Source organism: Sinimarinibacterium flocculans (assembly GCF_003201205.1).
Classification (GTDB): domain Bacteria; phylum Pseudomonadota; class Gammaproteobacteria; order Nevskiales; family Nevskiaceae; genus Solimonas; species Solimonas flocculans.
In genome coordinates this window covers 306,846-332,422 of sequence record NZ_QICN01000003.1, presented here as the reverse complement: position 1 = coordinate 332,422, position 25,577 = coordinate 306,846, and the positions used below count along the sequence as shown (strand labels likewise).

Sequence of the window (25,577 nt, the reverse complement as noted above, 5' to 3'; positions counted from 1 at the left end):
CGGTGCGGCGATGGATCGCGCAGTGTAGTCACGCGCGCGCCCGGCGTGCGCGCGGACGCCCCTTCCTGCGACCAAAGTCGCAGCCGGCCGGTCCGGGGCTTAGACCAAAGTCGTGATGGCCGGAGCCGATGCGGTTGCTAGATTGGCCGTCGACGCATTTCGCGCGTGCATGAGGAGGAGCAATCAATGGCTGAGAACACATCGGCGGCCGCGGAAGCCTACTGGAAAGCCAACATCCGGCTGGTCCTGTGGCTGCTGGCGGTCTGGTTCGCGGTGTCCTACGGGGCCGGCATCCTGCTGGCCGACTGGCTCGACCAGTTCCGCATCGCCGGCTTCAAGCTCGGCTTCTGGTTTGCCCAGCAGGGATCCATCTACGTCTTCGTCGCGCTGATCTTCGTCTACGTCTGGCGCATGAACAAGCTCGATCGCGAGCACGACGTCCACGAGGACTAAGGAGATCAGCATGGATGTCATGACCTGGACTTACCTGATCGTCGGCGCGAGTTTCGTGCTGTACATCGGCATCGCGATCTGGTCGCGCGCCGGATCGACCTCGGAGTACTACGTCGCCGGTGGCGGCGTCTCGCCGGTGGCCAACGGCATGGCGACGGCCGCCGACTGGATGAGCGCCGCCTCGTTCATCTCGATGGCCGGCCTGATCGCCTTCATGGGCCGCGACGGCTCGGTCTACCTGATGGGCTGGACTGGCGGCTACGTGCTGCTGGCGCTGCTGCTCGCGCCCTACCTGCGCAAGTTCGGCAAGTTCACCGTGCCGGACTTCGTCGGCGACCGCTACTACTCGTCGACGGCGCGCATGGTCGCGGTGATCTGCGCGATCTTCGTGTCGTTCACCTACGTCGCCGGACAGATGCGTGGTGTCGGCATCGTGTTCTCGCGCTTCCTCGAGGTGGACATCACCGCCGGCGTGATCATCGGCATGGCGATCGTGTTCTTCTACGCCGTGCTCGGCGGCATGAAGGGCATCACCTACACGCAGGTCGCACAGTACTGCGTGCTGATCTTCGCCTACATGGTGCCGGCGATCTTCATCTCGCTGCTGCTGACCGGCAACCCGATCCCGCAGCTCGGCTTCGGCGCCAAGACCGCGGACGGGGTCTACCTGCTCGACAAGCTCGACGGGCTGGTGACCGAACTCGGTTTCACCGCCTACACCGCGGGGGTCAAACCGACGATCGACGTCTTCTGCATCACGCTCGCGCTGATGGTCGGCACCGCCGGCCTGCCGCACGTGATCGTGCGCTTCTTCACCGTGCCCAAGGTGCGCGACGCCCGTCGCTCCGCCGGCTGGGCGCTGGTGTTCATCGCGATCCTCTACACGACGGCTCCGGCCATCGCGGCCTTTGCCCGCACCAACCTGATCGAGACCATCCACGACAAGCCCTACGCCGAGGCGCCGACCTGGGTGCAGAGTTGGGAGAAGACCGGCCTGATCAAGTGGGAGGACAAGAACGCCGACGGCGCGATGCAGTACGTCGCCGCGCCCGCCGACAACGAGATGACGATCGACCGCGACATCATGGTGCTGGCCAACCCGGAGATCGCGAAGCTGCCGAACTGGGTCATCGCGCTGGTCGCTGCCGGCGGTCTGGCGGCGGCACTGTCGACCGCGGCCGGACTGCTGCTGGTGATCTCGACGTCGATCTCGCACGACCTGCTGAAGAAGACGCTGATGCCCGGCATCACCGACAAGCAGGAGCTGCTGTTCGCGCGCTGTGCGGCGGCGGTGGCGATCTGCATCGCCGGCTATCTCGGCATCAATCCACCGGGGTTCGTCGCCCAGGTGGTCGCCTTCGCCTTCGGACTCGCCGCCTCGTCGTTCTTCCCGGCGATCATCCTCGGCATCTTCTCCAAACGCATGAACAAGGAGGGCGCGATCGCGGGCATGGTGACCGGCATCAGCATCACCGCGGCCTACATCGTCTACTTCAAGTTCGTGAACCCGGCTGCGAACGTGCCGGCCAACTGGTTCCTCGGCGTCTCGCCCGAGGGCTTCGGCACCATCGGCATGGTCGTGAACTTCGCCGTGGCCACGGCCGTGGCGGCACTGACCAAGGCGCCGCCGCGGGACGTGCAGCAGATCGTCGAGCACATCCGTGTGCCGCGCGGCGCCGGTGCCGCGCACGCGCACTGAAAAGGCGCATCCGGCGGCGCGCGACCGGTTCCCCCGACCGGTTGCGCGCCGCCGCTCCGGAACGCAGAAAAAGAAGGTGCATCAGGCACTTGAGTGGGCAGGTATCGAAATGCGCAGCGCCCTCGTGTAAAAAAGTGAACGTCCGGTCGCTTTCCCTCCCTTAGGCCGGACATTGCCTGGACCGCGGCCCGCAACCTCCCCTCCCGGGATTGCGTGTCGCGGTCTTTTTTTGCGGCGACCGGCGCGCGAGCGGGCCGCCGCGGATAATGCGCCGGTGCACTATCAACACCGCTTTCACGCCGGCAATTTCGCCGACGTCTTCAAACACGTGCTGGTGCTCGCCCTGCTGCGCGCCCTGAGCGCCAAGGACAAGCCCTGGTGCTATGCCGACACCCATGCCGGCGCCGGCGACTACGATCTCGGCGACGCCGGTGCGCGGCGGACCGCGGAGTTCGCCGACGGCATCGGCCGGATCTGGGACAGCACCGACGCACCGTTCGCCGTCGCCGACTATCTGGCGCAGGTGCGACGCCTCAACCCGGACGGCGCGCTGCGGCGGTATCCGGGTTCGCCGCGGCTCGCCGAACAGGCGGCGCGTGCGCAGGACCGGCTGCTGCTGTGCGAACGCGTACCGGCGGTCGCCGAGCAACTGCGCGGGGCGCTCGGCAGTGACCCGCGCGTGCACCTGCACCGGCGTGACGGCTACGAGCTGGCGGCGCTGCTGCCGCCGGCGGAGAAGCGCGGCCTGGTGCTCGTCGATCCGCCGTTCGAGCGTGCCGACGAGTTCGACGTGCTGGCCGACTTTCTGGCGCAGGGGCTGCGGCGCTTCGGCAGCGGCGTGTTCGCCCTCTGGTATCCGGACAAGCAGCGACACGCGACCGAGCGCTGGCGACGGCGTGTGCGAGGCGAATGTCCGCGGGAAGTGCTGGATCTGCAGCTGGCGGTGAGCCATCCGGCGGACGGCGAGATGCGCGCCTGCGGGCTGCTCGTCGTCAATCCGCCGTATGCGGCGCAGGCACCGATCGCCGAAGCGCTGGCCTGGCTCGCGCCCCGTCTTGCCCAGGGTGACGGTGCCGGGCATGCGGCGCAGCGCTGGCCTGCCGGAACGTCCTGAAGCGGCCCGTACGACTCAGAGTCTGTGAGGAAATGCACGTCCTGTGCATTTCTTCTGTCGCAAGTCCGGTACACGCCCGGACTTGCTCCCGCGCATCAAGCCCTTGCGGGCCAGATGCGCGTCCGGCCATCCCTGGCCGGCCCGAGAGCTTGAAAAGTTCGCAAGCTCTCAGAGCGGCTCGACAGGCAGCTCGAAGATCACGCACCAGTTGTGCATGGGTGCGGCGATGCCCTCGGGATCGAAGACCAGGCGGTCGCCCTGGCTGTCGCGCAGGTTGCCGCGCGGGCCGGTCAGGCGGCCGGACTGCTTGTCGCCGTCCCAGGCGTAGCGCAGCGACGAGCCAGCGGCGATCGGCCGTGCGGCAGCGATCCACACACGGGTGCCGGCGCGGTCGATCGCGATGCCGGTGACCGGGTTGTCGCTGCCATCGGGGTCGACCACACGAAACCCGTACTGGCCCGGATCGGCGACCTGCGCGGTGTCGAAAGCCAGCGGCGGTACCGGCACGTGGAAGTCCGTGACGATGAGGCGCCCGGTCGAGCGCGCCCGCAGCGGGTGCAGCGGCTGCCAGTCCTCGCCATCGACGACCGCGCGCTTGTAGACCAGGCCGAAGTAGGCGCCCAGCCACTTGCTGGAGCGCGCGTCGAGGTGGTACTCGTCGACGAAGTCCATCATGTACAGCGGCGTCGCGAGGTGGAAGTCCGGGTTCTCGCGGCCGTCGTCGAGCTGGGCGAGCGCGATGTCGGGGCTGGCGCTGCCGGCGGCGACGTGCGCGGACATCTGGTAGGCGATCATCGGCACGCTCTCGGCGGTGCCGGTGACCACTTCGTTGACCCAGTTGATCTGCCGGCGCAGGGCATCGACGCTGGCGCGATAGGTCTGCGCATCCGTGCCCCAGTACTGGTCGCTCTCGCCCTGGCCCCAGGTGACGGCGCCGAGGCGGTACTCGGCTCCGCGCATCCGTGCATGGACGGCACCGAAATACAGGTCCCAGGTGAGTTGCTCGAACGGCTCGGTGCCGAAGGAAAGCGCCTTGACCGTTTGCCCGCCCTTGCCCGGCGCGCTGCCCAGGTAGCGGATCCCCTGGTCCGCGGACCGGTGGCCGTCTTCCTGCATGCGCAACTGATCGATCATCTCGAGCATGCCGGCGACAGGCGTCTCGCCGAGCCAGTAGTAATGCGACTCCTGGAAGGGGACGAGACTTGCGCGGTTCGCGGTGGCATCGCCTTCGCCGAACTGCGCACGCACACCCGACGCAAACATCAGGTTGGACGGATGCGATTCGGTGCTGATCGGGGGGATGGCCGCGGTACCGAACGACACGCTCTGGCCATAGGAGACGATCTGGTGGATCGCCTCGGCCTGCGCCGGCTGCGACGCACCGAGCGCGGCGGCGAGCACGGCGGCAGCGACGGAGAGCGGCAGCCCGGGCTGGCGATGGAAGCGGCGAGCAGGGAGAATCGACATCGGCACGGACCGCGGGGGGTGTGCTTCACAGCCTCCCATGCCGGACCACGAATGTAGTCATTTTCTTACACGAGCGCGGGCGGATCTCCGATGAGCGGCCCCGCGGCGGCCGTTGCCGCTCGCTATCAGCTTCGAAAACATGAACGAAACCGAGACCTTGCACGAGGGGCGTTTTCTCGCCCTGCAGCGGGACGGCCGCTGGGAATACGTGGCGCGCACCAACAGCAGTGGTGCGGTCTTCATCCTGGCGGTGACCGCGGCGCGTGAACTGCTGCTGGTCGAGCAGTACCGCGTGCCGCTACGGGGCCGCACGATCGAACTGCCGGCCGGAATGATGGGCGACGAGGCGCGGTTCTCCGGCGAGTCGCTGGCCGATGCCGCGCTGCGCGAACTCGAGGAGGAGACCGGCTATCGCGGCTCGCGCGTCGAGTCGCTGACCTCCGGCCCGGTCGCCGCGGGCCTGACCAGTGAGATGCTGCATCTGGTCCGGGTGCATGACCTGCAGCGCGTGCACGACGGCGGCGGGGTCGACGGCGAGGACATCGTCGTGCACCGCGTGCTGCTCGACGACATCGATGGCTGGCTGGTCGCGCGGGCGAACGAAGCTTGCCTGATCGAGCCGCGGATCTACGCGGCGCTGTACTTCGTCACGCGCGCCGGTCTGGCGGGCGCCGGCGGGTAGCGTTCAGAGCAGGCGCTGCGGCGGAAACGTCGCCGCCTCTGGCAGGGTCTCGGCGCTGCGGACGGCCTGGCTCATCAGGCGGTCGGCCGCCACCGGGCCGAGTGCCTCGCAGGCGGCTACGTAGAGCAGGTGCGTCAGCACCGAGTAGCGCTCGACGTCGAGGCTGCGCAGAAAGTCGTCGGCGGCCTCGCCATCGACCCAGCGCACCAGCGCGGAGCGGGCGCTGGCATCGAAGCCGTGCGATCCGGCATGGCGGTCGAGGGCCTCGGCGAAGGTCCGCGCGGCGCCGAGCGCATCCGCACGCATGCCGCGCAACACGGCCAAGGCCACCTGGCGGAAGACCCGGAACGCCGGACTGTTGCCGCCCGCACCGATGTCGATGCGCGGAATCGGGGCGCTGTCGGCGCCGGCTCTGGGCGTGCGCGCGGTGTCGCTGCCGCGTGTCGGGTCGATGCCGCGCGCCAGCAGCGCACGGTACAGCGCCATGCGCAGCTCGTGGCGCTGCCGCGTGGGCAGCATCAGTGCCGCCGCGAGCTGATTGACGTACTCGATCAGTGCGTGCGACTTGCCGGCTGCGAAATGCCGGTCCCACAGACGCAACGCGGTCTCGACATGCTGTGATCCGAGCACATCCTCGAACCCGGCGGCGAGCGCGTCGCGCAGGGCGCTGGCCTGGTCGTCGCGAGCCATTGCAGGATCAGCCCTTGCCGCCGTGCAGGAGCTCCTTCTGGAACTCCGGATAGCCGATCTCGTAGTGCTCGGTGTAGTCCAGGCCGCGCTGCTCGTGCAGCGTGTCGGCACGCAGTCCGACCGTCCGCTTGAGCAGCCAGAACACCAGCCCCGCCGTCGGCAGCACCCACAGCAGCGCGGCACCGATCCCGAGCAGTTGCACCAGGACCCGATCGGTGCTGAACAGGTCGCCGGCGTAGAACAGGCCGGCGGCGAGCGTGCCCCAGGCGCCGCAGAAACCGTGCACCGGCACCGCACCGACGACATCGTCGACGCGCAGCCGCTCGAGCAGGTCCGCACCGAGCACCATCACCGGTGCGGCGACCAGGCCGGTCAGGATCGCGAAGCCGGCCGGCATCGTCGCGCAGCCGGCGGTGATCGCCACCAGACCGGCGATCGCGCCGTTGACCGTCGTCGTCATCAGCAGTGGCCGACCCAGCAGCTGCAGCGTGAGGTAGGTGCCGGCCATGCCGGCGGCGGCGGCCAGGTGCGTGTTGACCAGCACGAAGCCGACATCGGTGCTGGCGGCCAGTGTCGAGCCGCCGTTGAAGCCGAACCAGCCGAGCCACAGGATGAAAACGCCGAGCGCGATCGACGGCAGGTTGTGTCCCGGAATGCTGCGCGGCGTGCCGTCCGGCGCGAAGCGGCCGAGGCGCGGGCCCACGGCGATCGCGCCGGCCAGCGCGCACCAGCCGCCGACCGAGTGCACGACGGTGGAACCGGCGAAGTCGGTGAAGCCGCGGGCGGCGAGCCAGCCGCCACCGCCGAAGAAGCCGCCCCAGACCCAGGAGCCGAAGACCGGGTAGATCAGCGCCGTGATGAAGACCGAGGCGATCACGTAGGGGCCGAAGCGCATGCGCTCGGCGACCGACCCGGAGACGATGGTCGCCGCGGTGGCCGCGAACATCGCCTGGAACAGCAGGAACACCGACTCCGAACCGGTCAAGGCCTCGGGCAGGAAATGCGTGGCGCCGAACCAGCCGGTGGCGTTGACGCCGAACATCAGGCCGAAGCCGACGGCCCAGAACGCCAGCGCGCCGAAGGCCAGGTCGGCGAAGTTCTTCATGATGACGTTGGTGCTGTTCTTGGCGCGTGCGAAGCCGCCTTCGAGCAGCGCAAAACCGGCTTGCATGAAGAACACCAGCGCGGCGGCGATGCATACCCAGGCGATGTCCGCGGGGGCTTCCAGCGGCGCGGCGAGCGCAGGGACAGGTGCGGCCGCGATCAGCGGCACGAGATAGTGCAGGCGTTGCACGGCGACCACTCCGTTGTGGCGCACTGATGGACGAGTGCTGATGCTGTCCGAAGCAAAAGAGGGGCCAAGTGCCTGCCGAGCGCCTACACTGGCCAGCATTCCGAACGTTTTCTCGACGCGGACTGCGCATGCCCCGATCCGAACCGGTCGCCCATCCTCCGACCCGCTCCCGCATCACCCCGGAGGCCTTCCAGGTCGCGCCGGCCCTGCTCGGTCTGGCGCTGGCTGCGCCGTGGCGCCGGCTCGCAGCGATCGCGATCGACGGGTTGATCGTCGTCGTGCTCGCACAGTCCGGCGGCCTGATGCTCGGCGTCGGTGCGGCGGTGCTGGTGTACTCGTGGCTGCGCGGCGCGCCGGGCCCGAGCGCGCGCCGTCGCGGCGGCACGGGGATCGCACTGTTCTGCGCGATCGTCGCCTTCAGCCTCGCGGTCGCCTACGTCGGGCCGTGGATCGACCGGTTCGGCGACGACGATGACGCCAGCGAGGCCGGAAGCGAGATCAGCGCCGGCCTGAGCGGGCGGGCGGCGATGCAGGCGGGGCTGGCGACGGCCAGCCTGTTCCGCTGCGACGACGAGCCGTGCAGGAGCGAGGCCCTGTCGGAACTGGCAACGACGATCGCGGATGGCGATCTCGGCGTCGCCGAGCGCCGCGGCCTGCTGCGGGATCTCGCCGCCGAGGCAGCCGATTCGGCGCCGGAGCGCGAACGCCTCCGGGCGATGGTCGATGCGCATCCGAGTCTGCGCGACGCGGCGGACGACAGCGTCGCGACGCCGTCGCCGACGGCCGCGCCGGAGCGGCCCGCGGCGGTCGCCGAGCGGCCACTGCTCGACGAGTCCGGCGGGTTCAGCGTCGTCAGCACGCTCAAGGCATTGGCCGACGATCTGGGCTTCAGCTTCGGCTGGGGCGCGGTGTACTTCACGCTGCTGACCGTGCTGTGGGACGGCCAGACGATCGGCAAGCGCTGGCTCGGCATCCGCGTGATCGCGCTGTCCGGCAAGCCGCTGAGCTACTGGGACGCCTTCGATCGTTACGGCGGTTACGCCGCGGGCTTCGCCACCGGGCTCCTGGGCTTCCTGCAGGTCTACTGGGACGACAACCGGCAGGCGATCCACGACCGCATCGCCTTCACCGCCGTGATCCGCGATACCGACGGACAGGCGCTCGCCCGCGCCCGCAGCGGCGTCGCGTCCGCCGGCACCGACGGTAATTGAACGATCGGTTGACTCGTGTCGGTGCGGCAGCCATAGTCGGGCCACGAGGAGAACCGAATCCGGAGGGCCGATGAGTGCCCAAGCTGCAACCGCGACACGCGGTCGACGCATCCTGCTGCCGCGCCCGCATGGGCCGGCGCGCCGCTGGAGCCTGCATGCACCGACGGCGCCACGCGTCGTGCTCGTGGTCGACGTGCGTCGCGAAACCGACGATGCGATCACCCTGGTGCTGCACCCGGAGGACGGGCGTCCGATACCGTTTCGCGCCGGCCAGTATCTGACGCACTGCTTCGACGTCGACGGCCAGCCCCAGCGTCGCGCCTATTCCATCAGCAGCGCCGAAGGACAGGATCTGGCCTGCACGATCAAGGCGCTGCCCGACGGGCGTGTCTCGCAGCACGTGCTGCGCACGGTTCGTCCGGGCACGCGCTACAGTGTGATCGGTCCCACCGGCGACTTCGTTCTGCCGGAGTCCGCTGAGGCACCTCTGGTGCTGCTCGCCGGCGGCAGCGGCATCACGCCGGTGATCAGCCTGATCGAGACTGCCCTGGCGCGCAGCCTGGAGCGGCGGCTGCGGCTGGTCTACGTGAACCGGGATCCGGACCGGGCGATCTTCGCCGGGCGTCTGCGGCAGCTGGCGGCGGCACATCCCTCGCTGGACCTGGTGGAGCACGCGACGGCCCGAGGGCGCCCCGACGCGGCCCGGCTGCGCGATCTGTTGCAGGCCCCGACAGATGCCGAGCACTACCTGTGCGGCCCGGCCGGCCTGATGGACGCCGGTGAGGCGGCGCTGCGTGACGCCGGCGTGGCGGCCGCGCGCATCCATCGCGAGCGTTTCGTGCCGGCGCCGCGGCCGCAGCCCAGGCCGACGACGCCACAACCGATCCTGTTCGTGCGCAGCGGGCGCAGCGTCGAACAGCAACCCGGCGAGTCGATCCTCGATGCCGGCCTGCGTGCCGGCGTCGCGCTGGAATACAGCTGCACCGTCGGCGGCTGCGGCCACTGCAAGCTGCGCGTGATCGACGGCGCGCCGCTGCTGGACGAACCCAACTGCCTGTCCGAAGCGGAACGGAGCACCGGCTGGACGCTGGCCTGTTCGGCCTGCGCCACCGGACCGCTGCAGGTCGACGCCTGAAGGAGATCACAATGAACGCGACGACGACGATGGACCGCATGCTCGACGGCCTGCCGCGCAAGGCGCAGAACCGGATCTACGGCGTGCTCGACAACCTGCGCGTGATGGGCAGCGTCGGCAATGCCCGCGTCGCCGCCAGCATGGCGCCATCGGTCGTGCGCGGACTGGTGCTCGGGCGTGCCCACAGCGGCGATGCCGTGCCGATGCAGGCACGGCACGCGGCGCACTTCGACCTGACCTACCAGAACGAATTCCCGGAGATGTACGACCTGTACCGGCGCGCGGTCGCCGGGCAGTGGAACGGCGAGCGCGATCTCGACTGGTCCACGAACGTCGATCCGGAGAATCCGGAAACGGCGGTGATGCCGCTCGATTATCCGCCGTTCGCCGGGCTCGCGGAGAAGGGCATCCATCTCAACGCGAAGGAGAAGCTGCGCTTCGCGAACGACCTGGCGAGCTGGACGCTGTCGCAATTCATGCATGGCGAGCAGGGTGCGTTGTATGCCGCGGCACAGGTCACCGAGTCGGTGACCTGGCTCGACGGCAAGTTCTACGGCGCCACCCAGGTCATGGACGAGGGCCGCCATCTCGAAGTGTTCCTGCGCTACCTCGACACCAAGCTGCAGAAGACCTACGCGGTCAACGACAACCTGTTCGTGATTCTCGACGACCTGCTGACCGACGGCCGCTGGGACGTGAAGTTTCTCGGCATGCAGATCATGGTCGAGGGACTGGCGCTCGGTGCCTTCGGCACGATGTACAACTTCACCAAGGAACCGCTGCTCAAGCAGCTACTCAAGTACGTGATCCAGGACGAGGCGCGCCACGTGCACTACGGCGTGCTCGCCCTGCGCGACCACATCACCAAGGAATTGAGCCCGGCGGAGATCCGCGAACGCGAGGACTGGGCCTACGAGGTCGCGCTGCTGATGCGCAACCGCTTCCTGTCGCACGAGATCTACTACGAGTGGTTCGAGGGGCGGCTGTCGCTGAAGGACTGGGACGACGTGGTCCTGAAGGCGCCGTCAATGGCGGCGTTCCGTCACCTGATGTTCCTGCGCCTGATCCCCAACCTGGAATACATCGGCCTGATGAGCGACCGCATCAAGGTGCACTACGACAAATCCGGTCTGACTTCCTTCCTCGGCGGCAAGAACGCGACGCAGCTGTCGGCCGACGACCTGCTGCGCGACATCGCCGCGTACAAGCCCGAAGGCGCCGCGTCAGCTTCCTGAAGCCGGAGCGCCGGCACTGCCGCGCAGGCGCCGGTTGGCCCACCAGCCGAAGGCGGCGGCGGTGAAGAACATGATGATGCTGTAGACCGCCGGCGGAATCGCCATCGTCGGGTTATTGAGCATCAGCGGAGACAGGGCCACCGCGATCGCCAGGGTACCGTTGTGGATGCCGATCTCCATGCCGATCGCGATCGCCTGACGCTCGCCGAGGCCGAGCAGTCTGGGCACGACATAGCCGACGGCGAGGCTGACCAGATTGAACGCAAGGCAGGCGGCGCCGACGATCTGCGCGAATTTGGTGATGTTGCCGCTGTCCTTGTTGACCGCCAGCGCGACGATTGCGACCAGAAACAGGATCGACAGCCATTTCACCGGCTTGACCAGCGTCTGCGTCAGCGCCGGTGCCTTCGCATTGAGCAGCATGCCGAGCGCGACCGGCCCGAGGACGATGACGAAGACCTGCACGACCTTCGCGAACTGCAGGGGAATGGCCTTGCCCTCGCCGAAGAAGTGCAACATCGACAGGTTGACGATGATCGGCAGCGTGATGATCGCCAGCACCGAGTTGATCGCCGTGAGGGTGATGTTGAGTGCCACGTCGCCGTTGGCGAGATGGCTGTAGAGATTCGCGGTGGCGCCGCCGGGCGAGGCGGCGAGCAGCATCAGCCCGACGGCGAGCGCGGGTTCCAGCGCGAACGCGTGGGCGATCAGCACGCAGACCGCCGGCAGGAGCAGGACCTGACACGCCAGCCCCACGATCACCGCGCGCGGCATCACCAGCACGCGCGTGAAATCCGCGATGCGTAGCGACAGGCCGAGCCCGAACATGATGAAGCCGAGGGCAACCGGCAGGAATACCGTGGTGATCGGATCGGCAGTCACGAATGCATCTCCCCTTGTATCGATGGACCTTGTCGCGATCGGAGCCGCGCCCCCGCGCGGGCCTGCAGCAGACCGCGATCGCGTTCAGAAGTTGCGCAGCACCGGCTGCAGCGGCGGTGCGCCGTGGCGCACGCTGAGCGTCGCATCGAGCTCGGCCAGCTCGGCCTGCACCCGTTCGTAGTCGACCGCGAGACGATCATATTCCCGATCGAGCGCACGGCGCTCGCCGCGCGACAGCAGGACCGGCCGTTCCGGCGGCTCGCGACCCTCGCGGGCGGCATCGACGTAGACGGCGCTGCGACGATCGTCCTCGGCCAGCGTCTCGGCGATCTCTCGCAGCCGGTCGCCGGTCTGCTCCAGCGTGTCGAGCAGTGCCGCGACGCGCCGGCCGTCTTCCCAGGCCGGCCGGAAGGCCGCGTCCGTGTCCGGCGGGCAGACGTCGGCGTAGCCGTTGCCGTCGCGTCCCTGCTCGTAACCGCTGCGCGCCGTGCAGTAGCGCATCTGGCCCTCGATGTAGCCGAGCTGCCAGGCGTTGGGGTCGGGCAGCACGCCATAGCGTGCGCAGGCCTTGTCGTGATCGGCCAGTCGCGACTTCGCATAGCCCTTGAGCCCGTCGACGTAGCCGAGTCGGCGCCAGTCGCCGCTGCGACACTCGCCCTCGTCGAGCGTCGCGCACGCGGTGACGAGCAGTGCCAGCGACAGGGTGGCGGCGACAGGCTGGAAGCGGTGTGCCATGGCAGGCTGGGCGCGTTGCGTGTGCGTGGATGTCGCCGGCTGACGACCGCAGTAGACTAGCGCGGACAAGCCGGGGGTGCCCGTGGACATGAAGGTCCTTCGGGCTGAGATCAAACCCTTGGAACCTGACCGTCCATCACGGTGAGGGAAGGCTTGCGGAGAAGAGAATCCGTCTTCCCGCCGACGCCTTCGTTCATCGTGCAGCCGAGAGCCAGCGATGAGCGCCGTTGCCGATACGATCTTCCAGAAGGCCGAAGAACTCTCCGAAGAGGTGCGCCGGCCGTTTCCCGCCAGTCGCAAGATCCACGTCGACGGGCCGCTCGACGTGCGCGTGCCGATGCGCGAGATCAGCCTGTCGGCGACGCGCATCGCCGATGGCCTCGAGCCGAATCCGCCGGTCACGGTCTACGACACCTCGGGGCCGTACACCGACCCGGATGCCCGTATCGACCTCGCCGCCGGCCTGCCGGCGCTGCGCGAAGGCTGGATCGAGGCCCGTGGCGACACCGAGCAACTGCGTGGTCCCAGCTCGATCTACGGGCGTATCCGCGCGGCCGACGATGCGACCGCGAAACTGCGGTTCGCTCACATCCGCCCGCCGCGCCGCGCCGCGGCCGGCGGCAATGTGACGCAGATGCACTATGCGCGTCGTGGCATCGTCACGCCGGAGATGGCGTTCATCGCGGTGCGCGAGAACGCGCGGCTGGCCGAGCTGCGCGAGGTTTATGCCAAGGCCAGCTATCTCAAGCGCATGCACCGCGGCCAGCGTTTCGGCGCGACGCTGCCGGACGAGATCACGCCGGAGTTCGTGCGCGACGAGGTCGCGCGCGGCCGCGCGATCATCCCGGCCAACATCAATCACCCGGAACTCGAACCGATGATCATCGGCCGCGGCTTCCGGGTGAAGGTCAATGCCAACATCGGCAACTCGGCGGTGACCAGCTCGATCGCCGAGGAAGTCGAGAAGATGGTCTGGTCGATCCGCTGGGGCGGCGACACGGTGATGGACCTGTCGACCGGCAAGAACATCCACGAGACGCGCGAGTGGATTCTGCGCAACAGCCCGGTGCCGATCGGCACCGTGCCGATCTACCAGGCGCTGGAGAAGGTCAACGGCAAGGCCGAGGAACTGACCTGGGAAATCTTCCGCGACACGCTGATCGAACAGGCCGAGCAGGGCGTCGACTACTTCACGATTCACGCCGGCGTGCTGCTGCGCTACATCCCGTGGACGGCGGATCGGGTCACCGGCATCGTCTCGCGCGGCGGCTCGATCATGGCCAAGTGGTGCCTCGCGCATCACAAGGAGAACTTCCTCTACACGCACTTCGAGGACATCTGCGAGATCATGAAGGCCTACGACGTCTCCTTCAGTCTCGGAGACGGCCTGCGGCCGGGGTGCATCGCCGATGCCAACGACGACGCCCAGTTCGGCGAGCTGCACACGCTCGGCGAGCTGACCCAGGTCGCCTGGAAGCACGACGTGCAGACCATGATCGAGGGCCCGGGCCACGTGCCACTGCATCTGGTCAAGGAGAACATGGACGAGCAGCTCAAGCACTGCTTCGAGGCGCCGTTCTATACCTTGGGGCCGCTGACCACCGACATCGCGCCGGGCTACGACCACATCACCTCCGGCATCGGTGCGGCGAACATCGGCTGGTACGGCTGCGCGATGCTGTGCTATGTCACGCCCAAGGAGCATCTGGGCCTGCCGGACAAGGACGACGTGCGCGAAGGCATCGTCACCTACAAGATCGCCGCGCACGCGGCCGACCTGGCCAAGGGCCATCCCGGCGCGCAGGTGCGCGACAACGCGCTGTCCAAGGCGCGCTTCGAGTTCCGCTGGGAAGACCAGTTCAACCTCGGCCTCGATCCGGAGAAGGCGCGCGCCTTCCACGACGAGACCCTGCCGCAGGAGGGCGCCAAGCTCGCGCACTTCTGCTCGATGTGTGGGCCGCACTTCTGCTCGATGAAGATCACGCAGGACGTGCGCGACTACGCGGCGAAGGTCGGCGCCGACGAGCAGTCTGCACTCGAACAGGGCATGAGCGAGAAGTCGGAGGAATTCCGGCGGCAGGGCGCGGAGGTCTATCGCCAGGTCTGACGCAGCCTCTGCCGACGATGGCGAGCCGATTGTGCCTGTCGCGCCACTGGCCGCGTCAGGCCCGGCCCCACAGTTAGGTTGAATTCCTCATTGCCGTGGACTGTCGGCACGCCTAGAGTCGAACGGTCATTGTTACCCGACGAGTGGCGAAGGTCCGGGCTCCACAGGGGGAGCCGGTACCGGGATTGCGCGCGGGTCATCGGTCTTTTTCGAAGGGGTTACTACGATGTCCGATTCGAACCGGGGGCGGCTGCGGTCGAGCCCCATCTTGACGAGCGCCGGCCTCGCCGTACTGACGATCGGCCTCGTGGGCGCCCCGTCAGCCGCGACCGCGCAGTGCCCGCTGCCCGATGGCAGCCGAACGCTGCACGAATGGACGGTCGCCGTCGGGCCGGCCGTGGGTGGCGTGGAAATCGTCCCCACCGAGGCCGAGCCGTTCGAGATCCCGGCGGGCTGCGTGGCTCAAGAGCTGCGCGTCCGCATCGAATGGGACGACGCCGGTAGCGACATCGATCTGTATGTCACCTTGCCGGACGGGAGCGAGCGATCGTCGGCCAGCGACCAGTCGCAGGGAGCTTTCGAGGAAGTACTCGTCGTCGAGGCCGGTGCAGGCAACTATGCGGCGCGGGCTGCAGGCTGGCTGAATCCTCCGACCGAAGTGCGCGGCGTGGTGACGGCCGAACTCGGGGCTGCTGATTCCGGTGGTGGTGGGAGTGGCGGCGGCGACTACGTCGGGGTCCCTTCCGCTCCCGATCAGCCGCGGGTCGTGGTGGCCGACATCGACTCGGCGATCAATCCCTATCATGACCTCTTCTATCGCGATGGACCGCTTTACGGCGACGCCGTACCGTCAGCGGTCACGCAGGAAGTGCTGGAGTTGTTCGGCGTACCCCCGCAGAACGTGGTGACGCTGACGCGTACCGGCAACTTCGCCAATGACGTGGCGGCCGACCAGGCGTTCTGGGACAGCGTCGTTCCGGGGCAGCTCTATCACTTCCGCGGGACCAACATCATCGCGACGTCTTTCGTCGGCGCCGGTCTGCCGCCCTTGATCCCGACGACGGACAAGAGCGCGCACGGTCTGGGCACGGCGTCGTCGGTGCTCAATGCGAACCCCGATGCGATCCTGCTGTTCGTCGAGACCGAAGGGGCACTGGGCAGCGACGAGTCGCACGACTTCGCGTTCCTGCATCCCGAGGTCGACATCGTCACGACCAGCTACGGCGTGTCGATTCCGGGCACGGGCTTTCCGCTGCCGGAAACCCGCGCCTTCCACGATACCTACAAGGCCGTCGTCGAGATGGGCAAGCTGCACTTCAGCTCCGGCGGCAACGGCCCCGGCCTGACGCCGCTGCGCGCGGGCGCCGGTCCGTGGTGGAGTATCGGGGTCGGCGGTATCGAGGAGGGCTCATCCGAGGGCGACACGCTGATTTCGGGCGTGTTTCCCGACTTCGTGTCCGACTTCACCCAGTCGTTGCCGTACTGCATGGACTGCGAATCCGAGGTCGACGAGTTCGTCGCCGGCACGAGCTTCTCGACGCCGCGTGCCGCGGGCGTCGCCTCCAAGGTGCTGCTGCGCGCACGCACGCTGCTCGGCCACGCCGGCGGTATCGCAGAGGTCAACGGCAAGCCGCTGATGGCGGCCGGCAAGGGCTTCGAGGTCAGCAACTGGTTCCTGCGCCGTGCACTCGAGCAGGCGGCGTGGATTCCGGGGATTGACGAATACGATCCGATCGAGGGCGTCTTCGATCTCGGCGGACTGCCGATCAACCCGTTGGCGCCGTGGCTGCAGATCGGCTGGGGTGACGTGACCGGAAACGAGGAGAAGGAGGTCGTGGCCAAGGCACTGGGGCACCTCAACCTCGGCACCGTACTCAACGACAAGGCCGACGGATACTGCGAGTTCCAGACACTGATCATCCAGGAGCGCAAGCTCTACTGGGACAACCTGGCCCCGTTCCTGCCGGATGCACTCGGCGGCGACCCCACGGGCACGGTCCCTGAAACCGACCCCTTCATCTTCTGCCAGTCGGTGCTCGGTGTGCAGCCGTCGAATGACCCGGGCGGCGTCCCTGCCGATGGCGACGACGATGGTGTGGTCGACGGTCTCGACAACTGCCCCACGGCGGCCAATCCCGATCAGTCCGACCAGGATGGCGACGGGACCGGTGACGTCTGCGACGCGGGTACGCCGACACCGAGCCCGACGCCTTCGCCGACTCCGACTCCGACGCCGACACCAACGGCGAGCCCGACGCCTGGCGCCACACCGACGCCGTCGGCGACGCCCACGCCCAGTGCGGCTCCGACGCCGAGCCCCACGCCCGGCGCCACGCCCACGCCCGCTGCAACGCCTGCGGCCACGTCGACCCCGGCAGCGGGCGGGGGCGGCGCGACAGGTGGCGGTCAGCTGCTACTCCTGATGGCCGCGGCGCTCGTCGGCATGGTGCGGCGACCGAACAGGCAGGCTTGCGGTCGGCGGATTCGCCGGAAAGCGGCGTGAGGATGGCAAGGCGTTTGCTGGTGATTCCGGGCGGTGGCTGAAAAGAGGGATGCCGCCGTCAGGGGGGGGTGAGCGCGCCTGAGCGCGCAGGGGACGGAAGGCCCCCGGTGGCGCAAGCGCACCGGGGGTTTTCTTTTATGACGACGACAAACGGCGCCGTTTCTACGGGCAGGCGATTGTGCTGAGCGTCTTCGGACGGTAAAACATCCAGCCGCTTTCTCAAGGACTGTCATGGACTGGAACGTCGAGCTGCTCGGCAACCCGCTGCAGCACTGGCTGACCGCACTCGGGCTCGCGCTGGCGATCAATCTCGTCGTCGGCCTGGTCAAGTGGGCGATCATCGCGCGGCTCGCCAAGGTCGCCAGCACCACCAGCAACGCCTTCGACGACGCGTTCATCGCGGTGGCGCGACGGACCAGGCAATGGCTGGTCTTCGGCGTCACGCTGTTCATCGGCACGCGCTATCTGGAATTGCCGGATCGCATCGAAACGGTGCTGATCGGCGTGGCGACGATCTCGGCATTTCTGCAACTCGGCTCCTGGGGCATGGCCGGGCTCGACTTCTGGCTCGAGCGCTACCGCCAGCGCACCCTGCAGACCGACGCCGGCGCGGCGACCAGCCTGGCTGCGCTGAGCTTCATCGGCCGGGTGCTGTTGTGGGCGGTGGTGCTGCTGCTGGCGCTCGACAATCTGGGCGTCGATGTCACCGCGCTGGTGGCGGGCCTGGGTGTCGGCGGCATCGCCGTCGCGCTGGCGGTGCAGAACATCCTCGGCGACCTCTTCGCCAGCCTGTCGATCGTGATCGACAAGCCCTTCGTGATCGGCGATTTCATCATCGTCGACGACTACATGGGGACGGTCGAGCACGTCGGCCTGAAGACCACGCGCATCCGCAGCCTCGGTGGCGAGCAGATCGTCTTCTCGAACACCGACCTGCTCAAGGCGCGCGTGCGCAACTACAAGCGCATGTACGAGCGTCGCGTGGTGTTCGCCTTCGGCGTCCTCTACCAGACCACGGCCGACCAGGCGGAGAAGATTCCGCGCATCGTCGAGGACGTCGTACGCGCCCAGGCGCTCGCACGGTTCGATCGCGCGCACTTCGCCCGGTTCGGCGACTCGTCGCTCGACTACGAGGTCGTCTACTGGATGAAGGACCCCGACTACACCAAGTACATGGACACGCAGCAGGCGATCAACATCGCGCTGATGCGCGCGTTCGCGAAGGAAGACATCGGCTTCGCGTATCCGACGCGCTCGCTGTTCGTCGAGGCGCCGGTCAAAGTCGAGGTCGCGCAGGCGCCTTCGGCGTCCTGAGCTGCAGTGGCTGCGGCGCCGTCGGCGCCGCAGCACCGGTCGCGCCGTACAGGCGGCGCTGCCAGGCGTTCTGCGTCGCCGCGTCCACCGGTGCCCAGCAGCGCAGCGCGCCGCCAACGAAGGCCGCCAACGGAACACCGTCGCGCAGCAGGATGCGGTTGCCCGGCATCGCCGGTACGCGCTCGCCCCCGAGCAGCACGCCGGTGAGGTTCAGCGGATCGCAACCGGCGAGCACCACATGGTCGTCCGCGTAGGCCTCGCGGTGTCGCCGTAGCGCAGCAGCGGCGTCCGGCAAGGCGAACTGCTCGCCGGAGAATCCGGTGACGAAGCGTCCGCCGCGGATCTCGTCGCGCGCCTCCAGTCGCCGCAGCACGTAGTGCAGCTCGCGCCATGGCGGCAGCCGCGACTCGCGCTCGATCAGTGCGCGGAACACGACGCCGTAGCGGCGCAGCAGCAGGCGCGCGGTGGCCTCGACATCCCGTTCGGGCGCCGGCTCGCTGCGACGCCGGGCGCCGACCAGCGACCAGCGACCGGCACTCTCCAGGTTCTGGAACGACGCGCGTGCGCCGCCGCGGCGCAGCGCGCGCGACTTCCGCTCGGCCGGCGCGACCAGCGCGCGCAGTCCGGCGAAGCCGTCGGAAGTTGCCAGGCCCTGGCTCACCAGTTCGCCCAGGGCCGCCTCGACGTGGCTGCGCAGCAGGCCGGTGTCCTCAACCAGTTCGACAAAGAACGATGCGCCGTGCGCGCGCAGCACGTCCAGCACCGCGCGGGCCGCGCCGGACAGTTCGACCTCGTCGTCCGGCGGCGTCTGCCAGGCGGCGGCGCGGTCGCGCGGCAGCAGCAGGATCGGCGTCGCGCGTACCGGCCCGGACCGCCGGGCATCACCGCTGCCGGGCAGGCGCTGCCAGACGATGCGCCCGGACGCCGCGAGCTGGTCGAGCCAGGCGCAGTCGTAGTGCGGCAGTCGCGCCGGCAGGACTTCGCTTTCCCAGGCCGCGGCGGCAACGGCCACGCCTTCGAGCTGTGCCAGCACCGCCTCCAGCGCGACCGGGCCGTCGCGCGTCGCGCCGCCGGCGATGCCCTGCCACTCGAGCAGGAAGCGCATGCAGGCGGCGGGCGATACCGGCTCGAAACCGGCGCGTTTGCGCTCGCGCGTGTAACGGTGGATGCGCGCGAGGCGTCGCCGCTCGCACCACTGGGTCGGGCCGGCGCCGCCGAACTCGCCGCGCATGGCGTAGCCCTGCGCTTCGAGGGCGAGCAGGGCGATCTCCACATCCGACGCAGCGATCGCCAGCGGTGCCGCCAGCGCCGCCGCCGTGACCGGCCCGTGCAGTTCGAGCCGGCTGCGCAGCAGCTCGCGCAGTGCGGTGTCGCCATCCACGTCCGGTCCGAGTGCCGGCGCGCTGCCGTGCACCGTCGCGTGCGGCAGCACGGCGCGCAGTTCCCGCAGTCGCTCGGCCGCCACCCACAAGCCGTCGCCGTCCGTGGTGGCATCCAGCCGCGCGACGCGGCGGGCTGCGAGCAGCTCGTCGAGCATCGCCGTCCACGGCCGCAGCTCCTCGGCAGTCATGAAGCCATGCACGACCAGTGCATCGTGCAGCTCGTCGGCATTCGCCGGGTCCGGGTGCATCTCCTCGCGGACGCGTTCGACCGCCTGCGGGTCGATGCGTCCGAGGTCCGCGGCATCCTGCGGGTCGAGCGTGGGCGAGCGCACCGCGAGCGTGCGCCGCTCCTCGGCAGCGCCGTCGTCGAGGAAGGCATAGGGGCGCGCGTTGAGAATCGACGCGGACAACGGCGACGGCGCGGTCAGGTCGCGGCAGACGATCTCGACGGCGCCGGATTCGATGCCCCGGAGCAGGGCGAGAAAGCCGTCGGCGTCCATCACCTCGTGCAGGCAATCGCCGAGCGCGACCTGTACCAGCGGATGGTCCGGCACTTCGCGATCGCCCGGCAGGTTGTCCTGGCAGGCGACGGCATCCGGGAACGCGTGGGTCAGCAGGTCCTCGGCGTCGCTGCGCTGGAACTGCGGCGGCACGCGCTTGCCGTTGCGGTTGCGCGCCACCGCCAGTGCCACCGAGGCGGCCCAGCGCCAGCGTGTCGGGAACATCGGCGCCTGCAGCACGGCCTGCACCAGCTTGTCGCCCGCGCTGTTCGAATGCAGGAATCCGCGCACGTCCTCCAGCGGAAAGCTGTGTGTCGGCCCGAGTGACAGCACCAGCGAATCGTCGAGGGCCGCCGCCTGCAGCTCGAAGTTGAACTGGCGGCAGAAGCTCTTGCGCAGCGCCAGCCCCCAGGCGCGGTTGATGCGCGAACCGAGCGGCGCGTGGATCACCAGGTGCGTGTCGCCGACCTCGTCGAAGAAGCGCTCGAAGACGATCCGCTGCTGCGTCGGCAACAGGCCGAGCGACGTCTGCGCAGCGGCGTAGTAGTGCGCGAGCTGCTGTGCGGCGGCGCCATCGAGATGGAGGCGGTCGCGCAGCCAGCGCTCGCAGCCGTCGACGCCCGCGTCGATCAGCTGCTGTCCGGCGCTTTCGCGCAGCCGCGACACCGCGGCCGACAGCTCGTCGCTGCGCCCCGGCGCCTCGCCGAACCAGAACGGCATGTTCGGCGGCTGGCCCTTGGCATCCTCGACGCGCACGCGGCCGGTTTCGACTTTCAGAATCCGGTACGAGGTATTGCCGAGCTGGACGATGTCGCCGGGCAGGCTCTCGAAGGCGAAATCCTCGTTGAGCGTGCCGACGCGCTGGTCCTCGGGCGCGAGCACGACCTCGTAATCGAACTGGTCGGGGATCGTTCCGGCGTTGGTCACTGCGGTGAGCTTGGCGCCGCGGCGGCCGCGCAGGCGGCGGTTGACTACGTCGTAGTGCAGCAGCGCGCCGCGGCGGCCGCGGCGGCTGGCGAAGCCGTCGGCGAGCATCTGCACGATGGCCTCGAAGCGTTCGAGCGACAGCGCGCGGTAGGGCAGTGCACGCGTGCAGGCGGCGTGCAGCTCCTCCAGCCCCCACTCGCGGCACGCGACCTCGGCGGTGATCTGCTGCGCGAGGACATCGAGCGGCGCCAGCGGCAGGCGTACGCGGTCCAGCTCCGCGCGCTGCACGCAGTCGAGCAGCGCGGCGCATTCGGCGAGATCGTCGAGCGACAGCGGGAACAACCGCCCCTTGGGCAGGGCCTTGACCGCATGGCCCGAGCGACCGACGCGCTGCAGCCAGGCGTTGATCGAGCGCGGCGAGCCGAGCTGGCAGACCAGGTCGACCTCGCCGATGTCGATACCCAGTTCGAGCGATGCGGTCGCGACCAGCGCCTTGAGCTGGCCGGACTTCAGGCGCTGCTCGGCGCGCAGCCGGTGTTCCTTGGCGAGGCTGCCGTGGTGCGCGGTCACATGCTCCTCGCCGATGCGCTCGGCCAGATGCCGGGCCACGCGTTCGGCCATGCGTCGCTGGTTGACGAAGATCAGCGTCGTGCGGTGTTCTTCGGTGAACTGCGCGAGGCGGTCGTAGATCTCGGTCCAGACCTCGTTGGCCATCACCGGCGTCAGCGGCGACTTCGGCAGCTCTAGCGCCAGGTCGCGCCGGCGGACGTGACCGGTGTCGACTATGGCGCAGTCGCGATCGGCACGGCCGACGAGAAAGTGCGCCATGGTCTCGATCGGCTTCTGCGTCGCCGACAGGCCGATGCGCAGCGGCGGGTGTTCGCAGATCGCGTCGAGCCGTTCGAGTGTCAGTGCCAGGTGCGCGCCGCGCTTGCTGCCGGCCACGGCGTGCAGTTCGTCGACGATGACGCTGCGCACCGACCCGAGCATCGTGCGCCCGGCTTCGGACGTCAGCAGGATGAACAGCGACTCCGGCGTCGTCACGAGGATGTGCGGCGGCGCGCGGCGCATGCGTTCGCGCTCCAGCGTGCTGGTGTCGCCGGTGCGCACCGCGTCGCGGATCGGCACGTCGCCCAGGCCCATCGTCTGCAGCCGTTCGCGGATGCCGGACAGCGGTGCCTGCAGGTTCTTCTGGATGTCGTTCGACAGCGCCTTGAGCGGCGACACGTAGAGCACGTGCACCGCGTCGTCGAGACCGCGGCTCAGGCCTTCGACGACCAGATCGTTGATCGCGCCGAGGAAGGCTGCGAGGGTCTTGCCCGAGCCGGTCGGCGCCGTGATGAGCGTGTCGCGCCGCTGCGCGGTGACCTGCCAGGCCTGCCGCTGCACCTCGGTCGGCTGGCCGAAGCAGGACGTGAACCAGTCCGCCACGGCGGGATGGAACAGGCCGGCCAGCGGCCCGTCGGCCGCCGGACCCGTGTCCACCAGGGAAAGGGACTGCTGCATCACGCCAGCATAGCGCTGCACCGTGCGATCGGGCAGCGTCACCCGTGCCCGCGGGCGCAAGTGCCGGATTCCATCGTGCAAAAAACCTTCAGACTGGCGGCCATGTCGGTATCCCGTATCGCCATCGTCGGAGCCGGCGCAGCCGGACTCGCGGCCGCGGCCAGCCTGCAGGCCGCAGGCGGCGACGTCGTGCTGTTCGACAAGGGCCGGTTCCCGGGCGGGCGGCTGGCGACCCGCGACAGCCCCTGGGGCGGTTTCGATCATGCAGCGCAGTTCCTGCGGCTGCGCGACGCCGGTTTGCGCGACGAGGCTGCGCGCTGGTGCCGTGCGGGCTGCCTGGCCGGGTGGCCGCAACAGGCGGCGGAGGTTCCGGCGTGGGTCGGGACGCCGTCGATGCGCGCGCTTGCCGCGGCCTGGGCGCGACCGTTCGAACTGCATGGCGGGCAGGCGGTGCAGGCCATCGACGGCACGCCCTTTTCGTGGTCGCTGCGCTTCGCCGGAGGCGGTGTCGCCGGGCCGTTCTCGCGCGTGCTGGTCACCGTTCCGGCACCCCAGGCGCGGCCCTGGTTCGCCGACAGCGGGATCGCCCCGGCGCTCGCGGCCATCCGCTATGCGCCGTGCTGGACGATGATGTGGGTGCCGGCTGCCGGTCGGCTACCGCCGGAGACCGTGTTCGGCGCCGCGGCCGACGGCCTGGACTGGATCGCGCGCGAAGATGGCAAACCGGGACGCGATGGCGCGCCGCGTTATCTCGTCCATGCAGACGCCGACTGGAGCACCGCACATCTCGATGAAGACGGTCCCGACGTCGCCGTCGCGCTCCGGCAGCGGGCGGCGACACGGCTCGGGATCGACGCCGCAGCCGTTCACGCCGTCGCGCACCGCTGGCGGCATGCACGGGTGACCGGGGCGGCGCAGCAGCCGGTTCTCTCCAGCGGCGACGGACGCTACTACGCCGGCGACGGGTGTCTCGGCGGTCGCGTCGAGGCGGCGCTGCTCAGCGGCCGCGCGGCGGCGCAACGGATCCTCGAGGACGGCGACGATCGATGAGGGGCCTGGTGCGCTGCCTTCGATCGTGCGCCTGGCCGGGTGGCCAGCCCGCGCGGTGATCCTGCTAGGCTGGCGCGCCATTTTCATCGGAGTCTCGCATGCGCGCTGTCGTGGTCACCGGCGTCTCCACCGGCATCGGCCGGGCAACGGCCTCGTTGCTGGCGGCGCGCGGCTTCCAGGTCTTCGGCTCCGTGCGCAAGCTGGCGGACGCCGCGCCGCTGTCGTCGCAGCTCGGCGACGCCTTCGTGCCGCTGGTGTTCGACGTGACCGACGACGGTGCCGTGCGCGATGCCGCCGCGCAGGTCCGCGAGCGTCTGGCCGGCCATCGCCTCGCCGGTCTGGTCAACAACGCGGGCGTCGCGGTGGCCGGGCCGCTGACGCACCTGCCGATCTCGGAATTCCGCTGGCAGCTCGAGGTGAACCTGGTCGGACCGATGCTGGTCGCGCAGGCCTTCCTGCCGCTGCTCGGCACCGATCCGGCGCTGCTGGGCGAGCCGGGCCGCATCGTCAATCTCAGCTCGGTCGGCGGCAAGCTCGGCGCACCGTTTCTCGGGCCCTACGTCGCCTCCAAGTTCGGCCTCGAAGGCTTGTCGGACAGCCTGCGCCGCGAGCTGCAGTTCTACGGTGTCGACGTGATCATGGTCGCGCCCGGGCACGTGGCCACGCCGATCTGGGACAAGGCCGAGGAAGTGGACGTCCGCCCCTACGAGGCCTTGCCGACGGCGCCCGCGCTGCGCAAGTTCCGTGACTTCTTCATCACCGAAGGCAAGAAGGGGTTTCCGCCGGAGAAGATCGCCGGCGTGATCCACGAGGCACTGACCGCCAAGCGGCCGAAGACCCGCTACGCCGTCGTGCCCGGCAAGCTGCAGAACTGGACGATTCCGCGCCTGCTGCCGGCGCGCGTCGTCGACCGCGTCATCGGCGCGCAGTTGGGGCTCAAGCGTCGCGCCTGAGCAGCGCCCGATGCGGCTCAACAAGTACATCAGCGGGACCGGCGCGTGCTCGCGCCGTGAAGCCGACGCCTGGATCGAGGCCGGGCGCGTCCGGGTCAACGGTGCGGTCGCGACCCTGGGCACGCAGGTCAACGACGGCGACGAGGTGAAGGTCGACGGCCGCATCGTCGGCGCGCGCGCGCAGCAGCACGTCTACATCGCGCTCAACAAGCCGGTGGGCATCACCTGCACGACCGAGCGTCACGTGCCCGGCAACATCATCGACTTCGTCGGCCACCGCGAACGCATCTTCCCGATCGGGCGTCTCGACAAGGAGTCCGAGGGCCTGATTCTGCTGACCAGCAACGGCGACATCGTCAACGAGATCCTGCGCGTCGAGAACCACCACGAGAAGGAATATCTGGTGACCGTCGACCGCGACATCACCGGCGCCTTCCTTGCCGGCATGGCGCGCGGCGTGCGCCTGCCCGAGCTGAACGTCACGACGAAGCCCTGCCGCATCGAGCGCGCGCCGCAGCGCCCGGACCGCGTGTTCCGCATCGTGCTCACGCAGGGCCTCAACCGCCAGATCCGCCGCATGTGCGCCGTGTTCGGCTACGACGTGCGCCGCCTGCAGCGCGTGCGCATCATCAACCTGACGCTCGGCGGCCTCAAGGTCGGCAAGTGGCGCGACCTCACCGCAGCCGAGCGCCACGGCCTGCTGCCGCAGCGTACGCAGTGGTAGCGGTTCTGCGCGAC

19 protein-coding genes are annotated in these 25,577 nt (G+C 69.2%); 13 read left to right on the top strand and 6 right to left on the bottom strand.

Annotated elements, in window-relative coordinates:
* Positions 1-186: 186 nt before the first annotated feature.
* The 3 genes from C8D93_RS07945 to C8D93_RS07935 all read left to right on the top strand — a co-directional run bounded on the left by C8D93_RS07945 (position 187) and on the right by C8D93_RS07935 (position 3,266).
* Positions 187-453 (top strand): DUF4212 domain-containing protein, encoded by a 267-nt coding sequence (locus C8D93_RS07945; RefSeq protein WP_110264627.1) that lies wholly within the window; start codon positions 187-189, stop codon positions 451-453.
* 10 nt (positions 454-463) lie between these two features.
* Positions 464-2,152, top strand: a complete 1,689-nt coding sequence (locus tag C8D93_RS07940) for a sodium:solute symporter family protein (RefSeq protein ID WP_110264626.1) — start codon at positions 464-466, stop codon at positions 2,150-2,152.
* A 274-nt stretch (positions 2,153-2,426) separates the two neighbouring features.
* Positions 2,427-3,266 (top strand): 23S rRNA (adenine(2030)-N(6))-methyltransferase RlmJ, encoded by an 840-nt coding sequence (locus tag C8D93_RS07935; protein WP_170123952.1) that lies wholly within the window; start codon positions 2,427-2,429, stop codon positions 3,264-3,266.
* 168 nt (positions 3,267-3,434) lie between these two features.
* Here C8D93_RS07935 and C8D93_RS07930 read toward each other — a convergent pair whose 3' ends face one another.
* A complete protein-coding gene (locus tag C8D93_RS07930; protein ID WP_110264624.1) occupies positions 3,435-4,733 on the bottom strand; it encodes a hypothetical protein in 1,299 nt (432 codons plus the stop codon).
* Between the two features lie 139 nt (positions 4,734-4,872).
* Between C8D93_RS07930 and C8D93_RS07925 the strand changes: the two genes are divergently transcribed.
* Entirely contained in the window at positions 4,873-5,415 is a 543-nt protein-coding gene (locus tag C8D93_RS07925) for an NUDIX hydrolase (protein WP_110264623.1), read from the top strand.
* 3 nt (positions 5,416-5,418) lie between these two features.
* Here C8D93_RS07925 and C8D93_RS07920 read toward each other — a convergent pair whose 3' ends face one another.
* Together C8D93_RS07920 and C8D93_RS07915 are read right to left on the bottom strand one after the other, a co-directional pair.
* Positions 5,419-6,105, bottom strand: coding sequence for a hypothetical protein (locus C8D93_RS07920; protein WP_110264622.1), 687 nt, complete (start codon positions 6,103-6,105; stop codon positions 5,419-5,421).
* Positions 6,106-6,112: 7 nt separating this feature from the next.
* On the bottom strand, positions 6,113-7,399 hold the full coding sequence (locus tag C8D93_RS07915) for an ammonium transporter (protein WP_211307258.1): 1,287 nt from the start codon (positions 7,397-7,399) through the stop codon (positions 6,113-6,115).
* Positions 7,400-7,527: 128 nt separating this feature from the next.
* On the opposite strand from C8D93_RS07915, the gene C8D93_RS07910 reads away from it, so the two are divergent.
* The 3 genes from C8D93_RS07910 (at position 7,528) to C8D93_RS07900 (ending at position 10,980) form a co-directional block, all read left to right on the top strand.
* On the top strand, positions 7,528-8,610 hold the full coding sequence (locus tag C8D93_RS07910) for an RDD family protein (protein WP_110264620.1): 1,083 nt from the start codon (positions 7,528-7,530) through the stop codon (positions 8,608-8,610).
* 70 nt (positions 8,611-8,680) lie between these two features.
* Positions 8,681-9,745, top strand: coding sequence for an iron-sulfur cluster-binding domain-containing protein (locus tag C8D93_RS07905; RefSeq protein ID WP_110264619.1), 1,065 nt, complete (start codon positions 8,681-8,683; stop codon positions 9,743-9,745).
* 11 nt (positions 9,746-9,756) lie between these two features.
* On the top strand, positions 9,757-10,980 hold the full coding sequence (locus C8D93_RS07900; RefSeq protein ID WP_211307257.1) for a ferritin-like domain-containing protein: 1,224 nt from the start codon (positions 9,757-9,759) through the stop codon (positions 10,978-10,980).
* Here the strand turns inward: C8D93_RS07900 and C8D93_RS07895 are convergent.
* Positions 10,969-11,862, bottom strand: a complete 894-nt coding sequence (locus C8D93_RS07895; protein ID WP_110264618.1) for a bile acid:sodium symporter family protein — start codon at positions 11,860-11,862, stop codon at positions 10,969-10,971. The two genes, C8D93_RS07900 and C8D93_RS07895, sit on opposite strands and share 12 nt — an antisense overlap.
* 84 nt (positions 11,863-11,946) lie before the next feature.
* On the bottom strand, positions 11,947-12,597 hold the full coding sequence (locus C8D93_RS07890) for a DUF2799 domain-containing protein (RefSeq protein ID WP_170123951.1): 651 nt from the start codon (positions 12,595-12,597) through the stop codon (positions 11,947-11,949).
* A 217-nt stretch (positions 12,598-12,814) separates the two neighbouring features.
* On the opposite strand from C8D93_RS07890, the gene thiC reads away from it, so the two are divergent.
* From thiC to C8D93_RS07875, 3 genes are all read left to right on the top strand, one after another.
* The gene (gene thiC / locus C8D93_RS07885) at positions 12,815-14,704 is read left to right on the top strand and encodes a phosphomethylpyrimidine synthase ThiC (RefSeq protein ID WP_110264616.1); all 1,890 of its coding nucleotides are present in this window, start codon (positions 12,815-12,817) and stop codon (positions 14,702-14,704) included.
* A 268-nt stretch (positions 14,705-14,972) separates the two neighbouring features.
* Positions 14,973-17,207, top strand: a complete 2,235-nt coding sequence (locus C8D93_RS21345; protein WP_211307256.1) for a hypothetical protein — start codon at positions 14,973-14,975, stop codon at positions 17,205-17,207.
* A 231-nt stretch (positions 17,208-17,438) separates the two neighbouring features.
* Positions 17,439-18,521: a mechanosensitive ion channel family protein gene (locus C8D93_RS07875; RefSeq protein ID WP_110264615.1), complete on the top strand. Its 1,083-nt coding sequence runs from the start codon at positions 17,439-17,441 to the stop codon at positions 18,519-18,521.
* Here the strand turns inward: C8D93_RS07875 and C8D93_RS07870 are convergent.
* A complete protein-coding gene (locus C8D93_RS07870; protein WP_110264614.1) occupies positions 18,484-22,836 on the bottom strand; it encodes a DEAD/DEAH box helicase in 4,353 nt (1,450 codons plus the stop codon). The two genes, C8D93_RS07875 and C8D93_RS07870, sit on opposite strands and share 38 nt — an antisense overlap.
* A gap of 102 nt (positions 22,837-22,938) precedes the next feature.
* On the opposite strand from C8D93_RS07870, the gene C8D93_RS07865 reads away from it, so the two are divergent.
* From C8D93_RS07865 to C8D93_RS07855, 3 genes are all read left to right on the top strand, one after another.
* A complete protein-coding gene (locus tag C8D93_RS07865) occupies positions 22,939-23,886 on the top strand; it encodes an NAD(P)/FAD-dependent oxidoreductase (protein ID WP_170123950.1) in 948 nt (315 codons plus the stop codon).
* A gap of 98 nt (positions 23,887-23,984) precedes the next feature.
* Positions 23,985-24,839: an SDR family NAD(P)-dependent oxidoreductase gene (locus C8D93_RS07860; protein ID WP_110264612.1), complete on the top strand. Its 855-nt coding sequence runs from the start codon at positions 23,985-23,987 to the stop codon at positions 24,837-24,839.
* Positions 24,840-24,849: 10 nt separating this feature from the next.
* The gene (locus C8D93_RS07855) at positions 24,850-25,563 is read left to right on the top strand and encodes a pseudouridine synthase (RefSeq protein WP_110264611.1); all 714 of its coding nucleotides are present in this window, start codon (positions 24,850-24,852) and stop codon (positions 25,561-25,563) included.
* Positions 25,564-25,577: the final 14 nt, after the last annotated feature.

What these genes read in the sequence shown, in the direction of transcription:
- C8D93_RS07855 (WP_110264611.1), top strand. Translation starts at nt 24,850, where the DNA reads ATGCGGCTCAACAAGTACATCAGCGGGACCGGCGCGTGCTCGCGCCGT.
- C8D93_RS07860 (WP_110264612.1), top strand. Translation starts at nt 23,985, where the DNA reads ATGCGCGCTGTCGTGGTCACCGGCGTCTCCACCGGCATCGGCCGGGCA.
- thiC (WP_110264616.1), top strand. Translation starts at nt 12,815, where the DNA reads ATGAGCGCCGTTGCCGATACGATCTTCCAGAAGGCCGAAGAACTCTCC.
- C8D93_RS07940 (WP_110264626.1), top strand. Translation starts at nt 464, where the DNA reads ATGGATGTCATGACCTGGACTTACCTGATCGTCGGCGCGAGTTTCGTG.
- C8D93_RS07890 (WP_170123951.1), bottom strand. Translation starts at nt 12,597, where the DNA reads ATGGCACACCGCTTCCAGCCTGTCGCCGCCACCCTGTCGCTGGCACTG.
- C8D93_RS07865 (WP_170123950.1), top strand. Translation starts at nt 22,939, where the DNA reads ATGTCGGTATCCCGTATCGCCATCGTCGGAGCCGGCGCAGCCGGACTC.
- C8D93_RS07920 (WP_110264622.1), bottom strand. Translation starts at nt 6,105, where the DNA reads ATGGCTCGCGACGACCAGGCCAGCGCCCTGCGCGACGCGCTCGCCGCC.
- C8D93_RS07875 (WP_110264615.1), top strand. Translation starts at nt 17,439, where the DNA reads ATGGACTGGAACGTCGAGCTGCTCGGCAACCCGCTGCAGCACTGGCTG.
- C8D93_RS07925 (WP_110264623.1), top strand. Translation starts at nt 4,873, where the DNA reads ATGAACGAAACCGAGACCTTGCACGAGGGGCGTTTTCTCGCCCTGCAG.
- C8D93_RS07870 (WP_110264614.1), bottom strand. Translation starts at nt 22,836, where the DNA reads ATGCAGCAGTCCCTTTCCCTGGTGGACACGGGTCCGGCGGCCGACGGG.
- C8D93_RS07910 (WP_110264620.1), top strand. Translation starts at nt 7,528, where the DNA reads ATGCCCCGATCCGAACCGGTCGCCCATCCTCCGACCCGCTCCCGCATC.
- C8D93_RS07900 (WP_211307257.1), top strand. Translation starts at nt 9,757, where the DNA reads ATGAACGCGACGACGACGATGGACCGCATGCTCGACGGCCTGCCGCGC.
- C8D93_RS07945 (WP_110264627.1), top strand. Translation starts at nt 187, where the DNA reads ATGGCTGAGAACACATCGGCGGCCGCGGAAGCCTACTGGAAAGCCAAC.
- C8D93_RS07930 (WP_110264624.1), bottom strand. Translation starts at nt 4,733, where the DNA reads ATGTCGATTCTCCCTGCTCGCCGCTTCCATCGCCAGCCCGGGCTGCCG.
- C8D93_RS07905 (WP_110264619.1), top strand. Translation starts at nt 8,681, where the DNA reads ATGAGTGCCCAAGCTGCAACCGCGACACGCGGTCGACGCATCCTGCTG.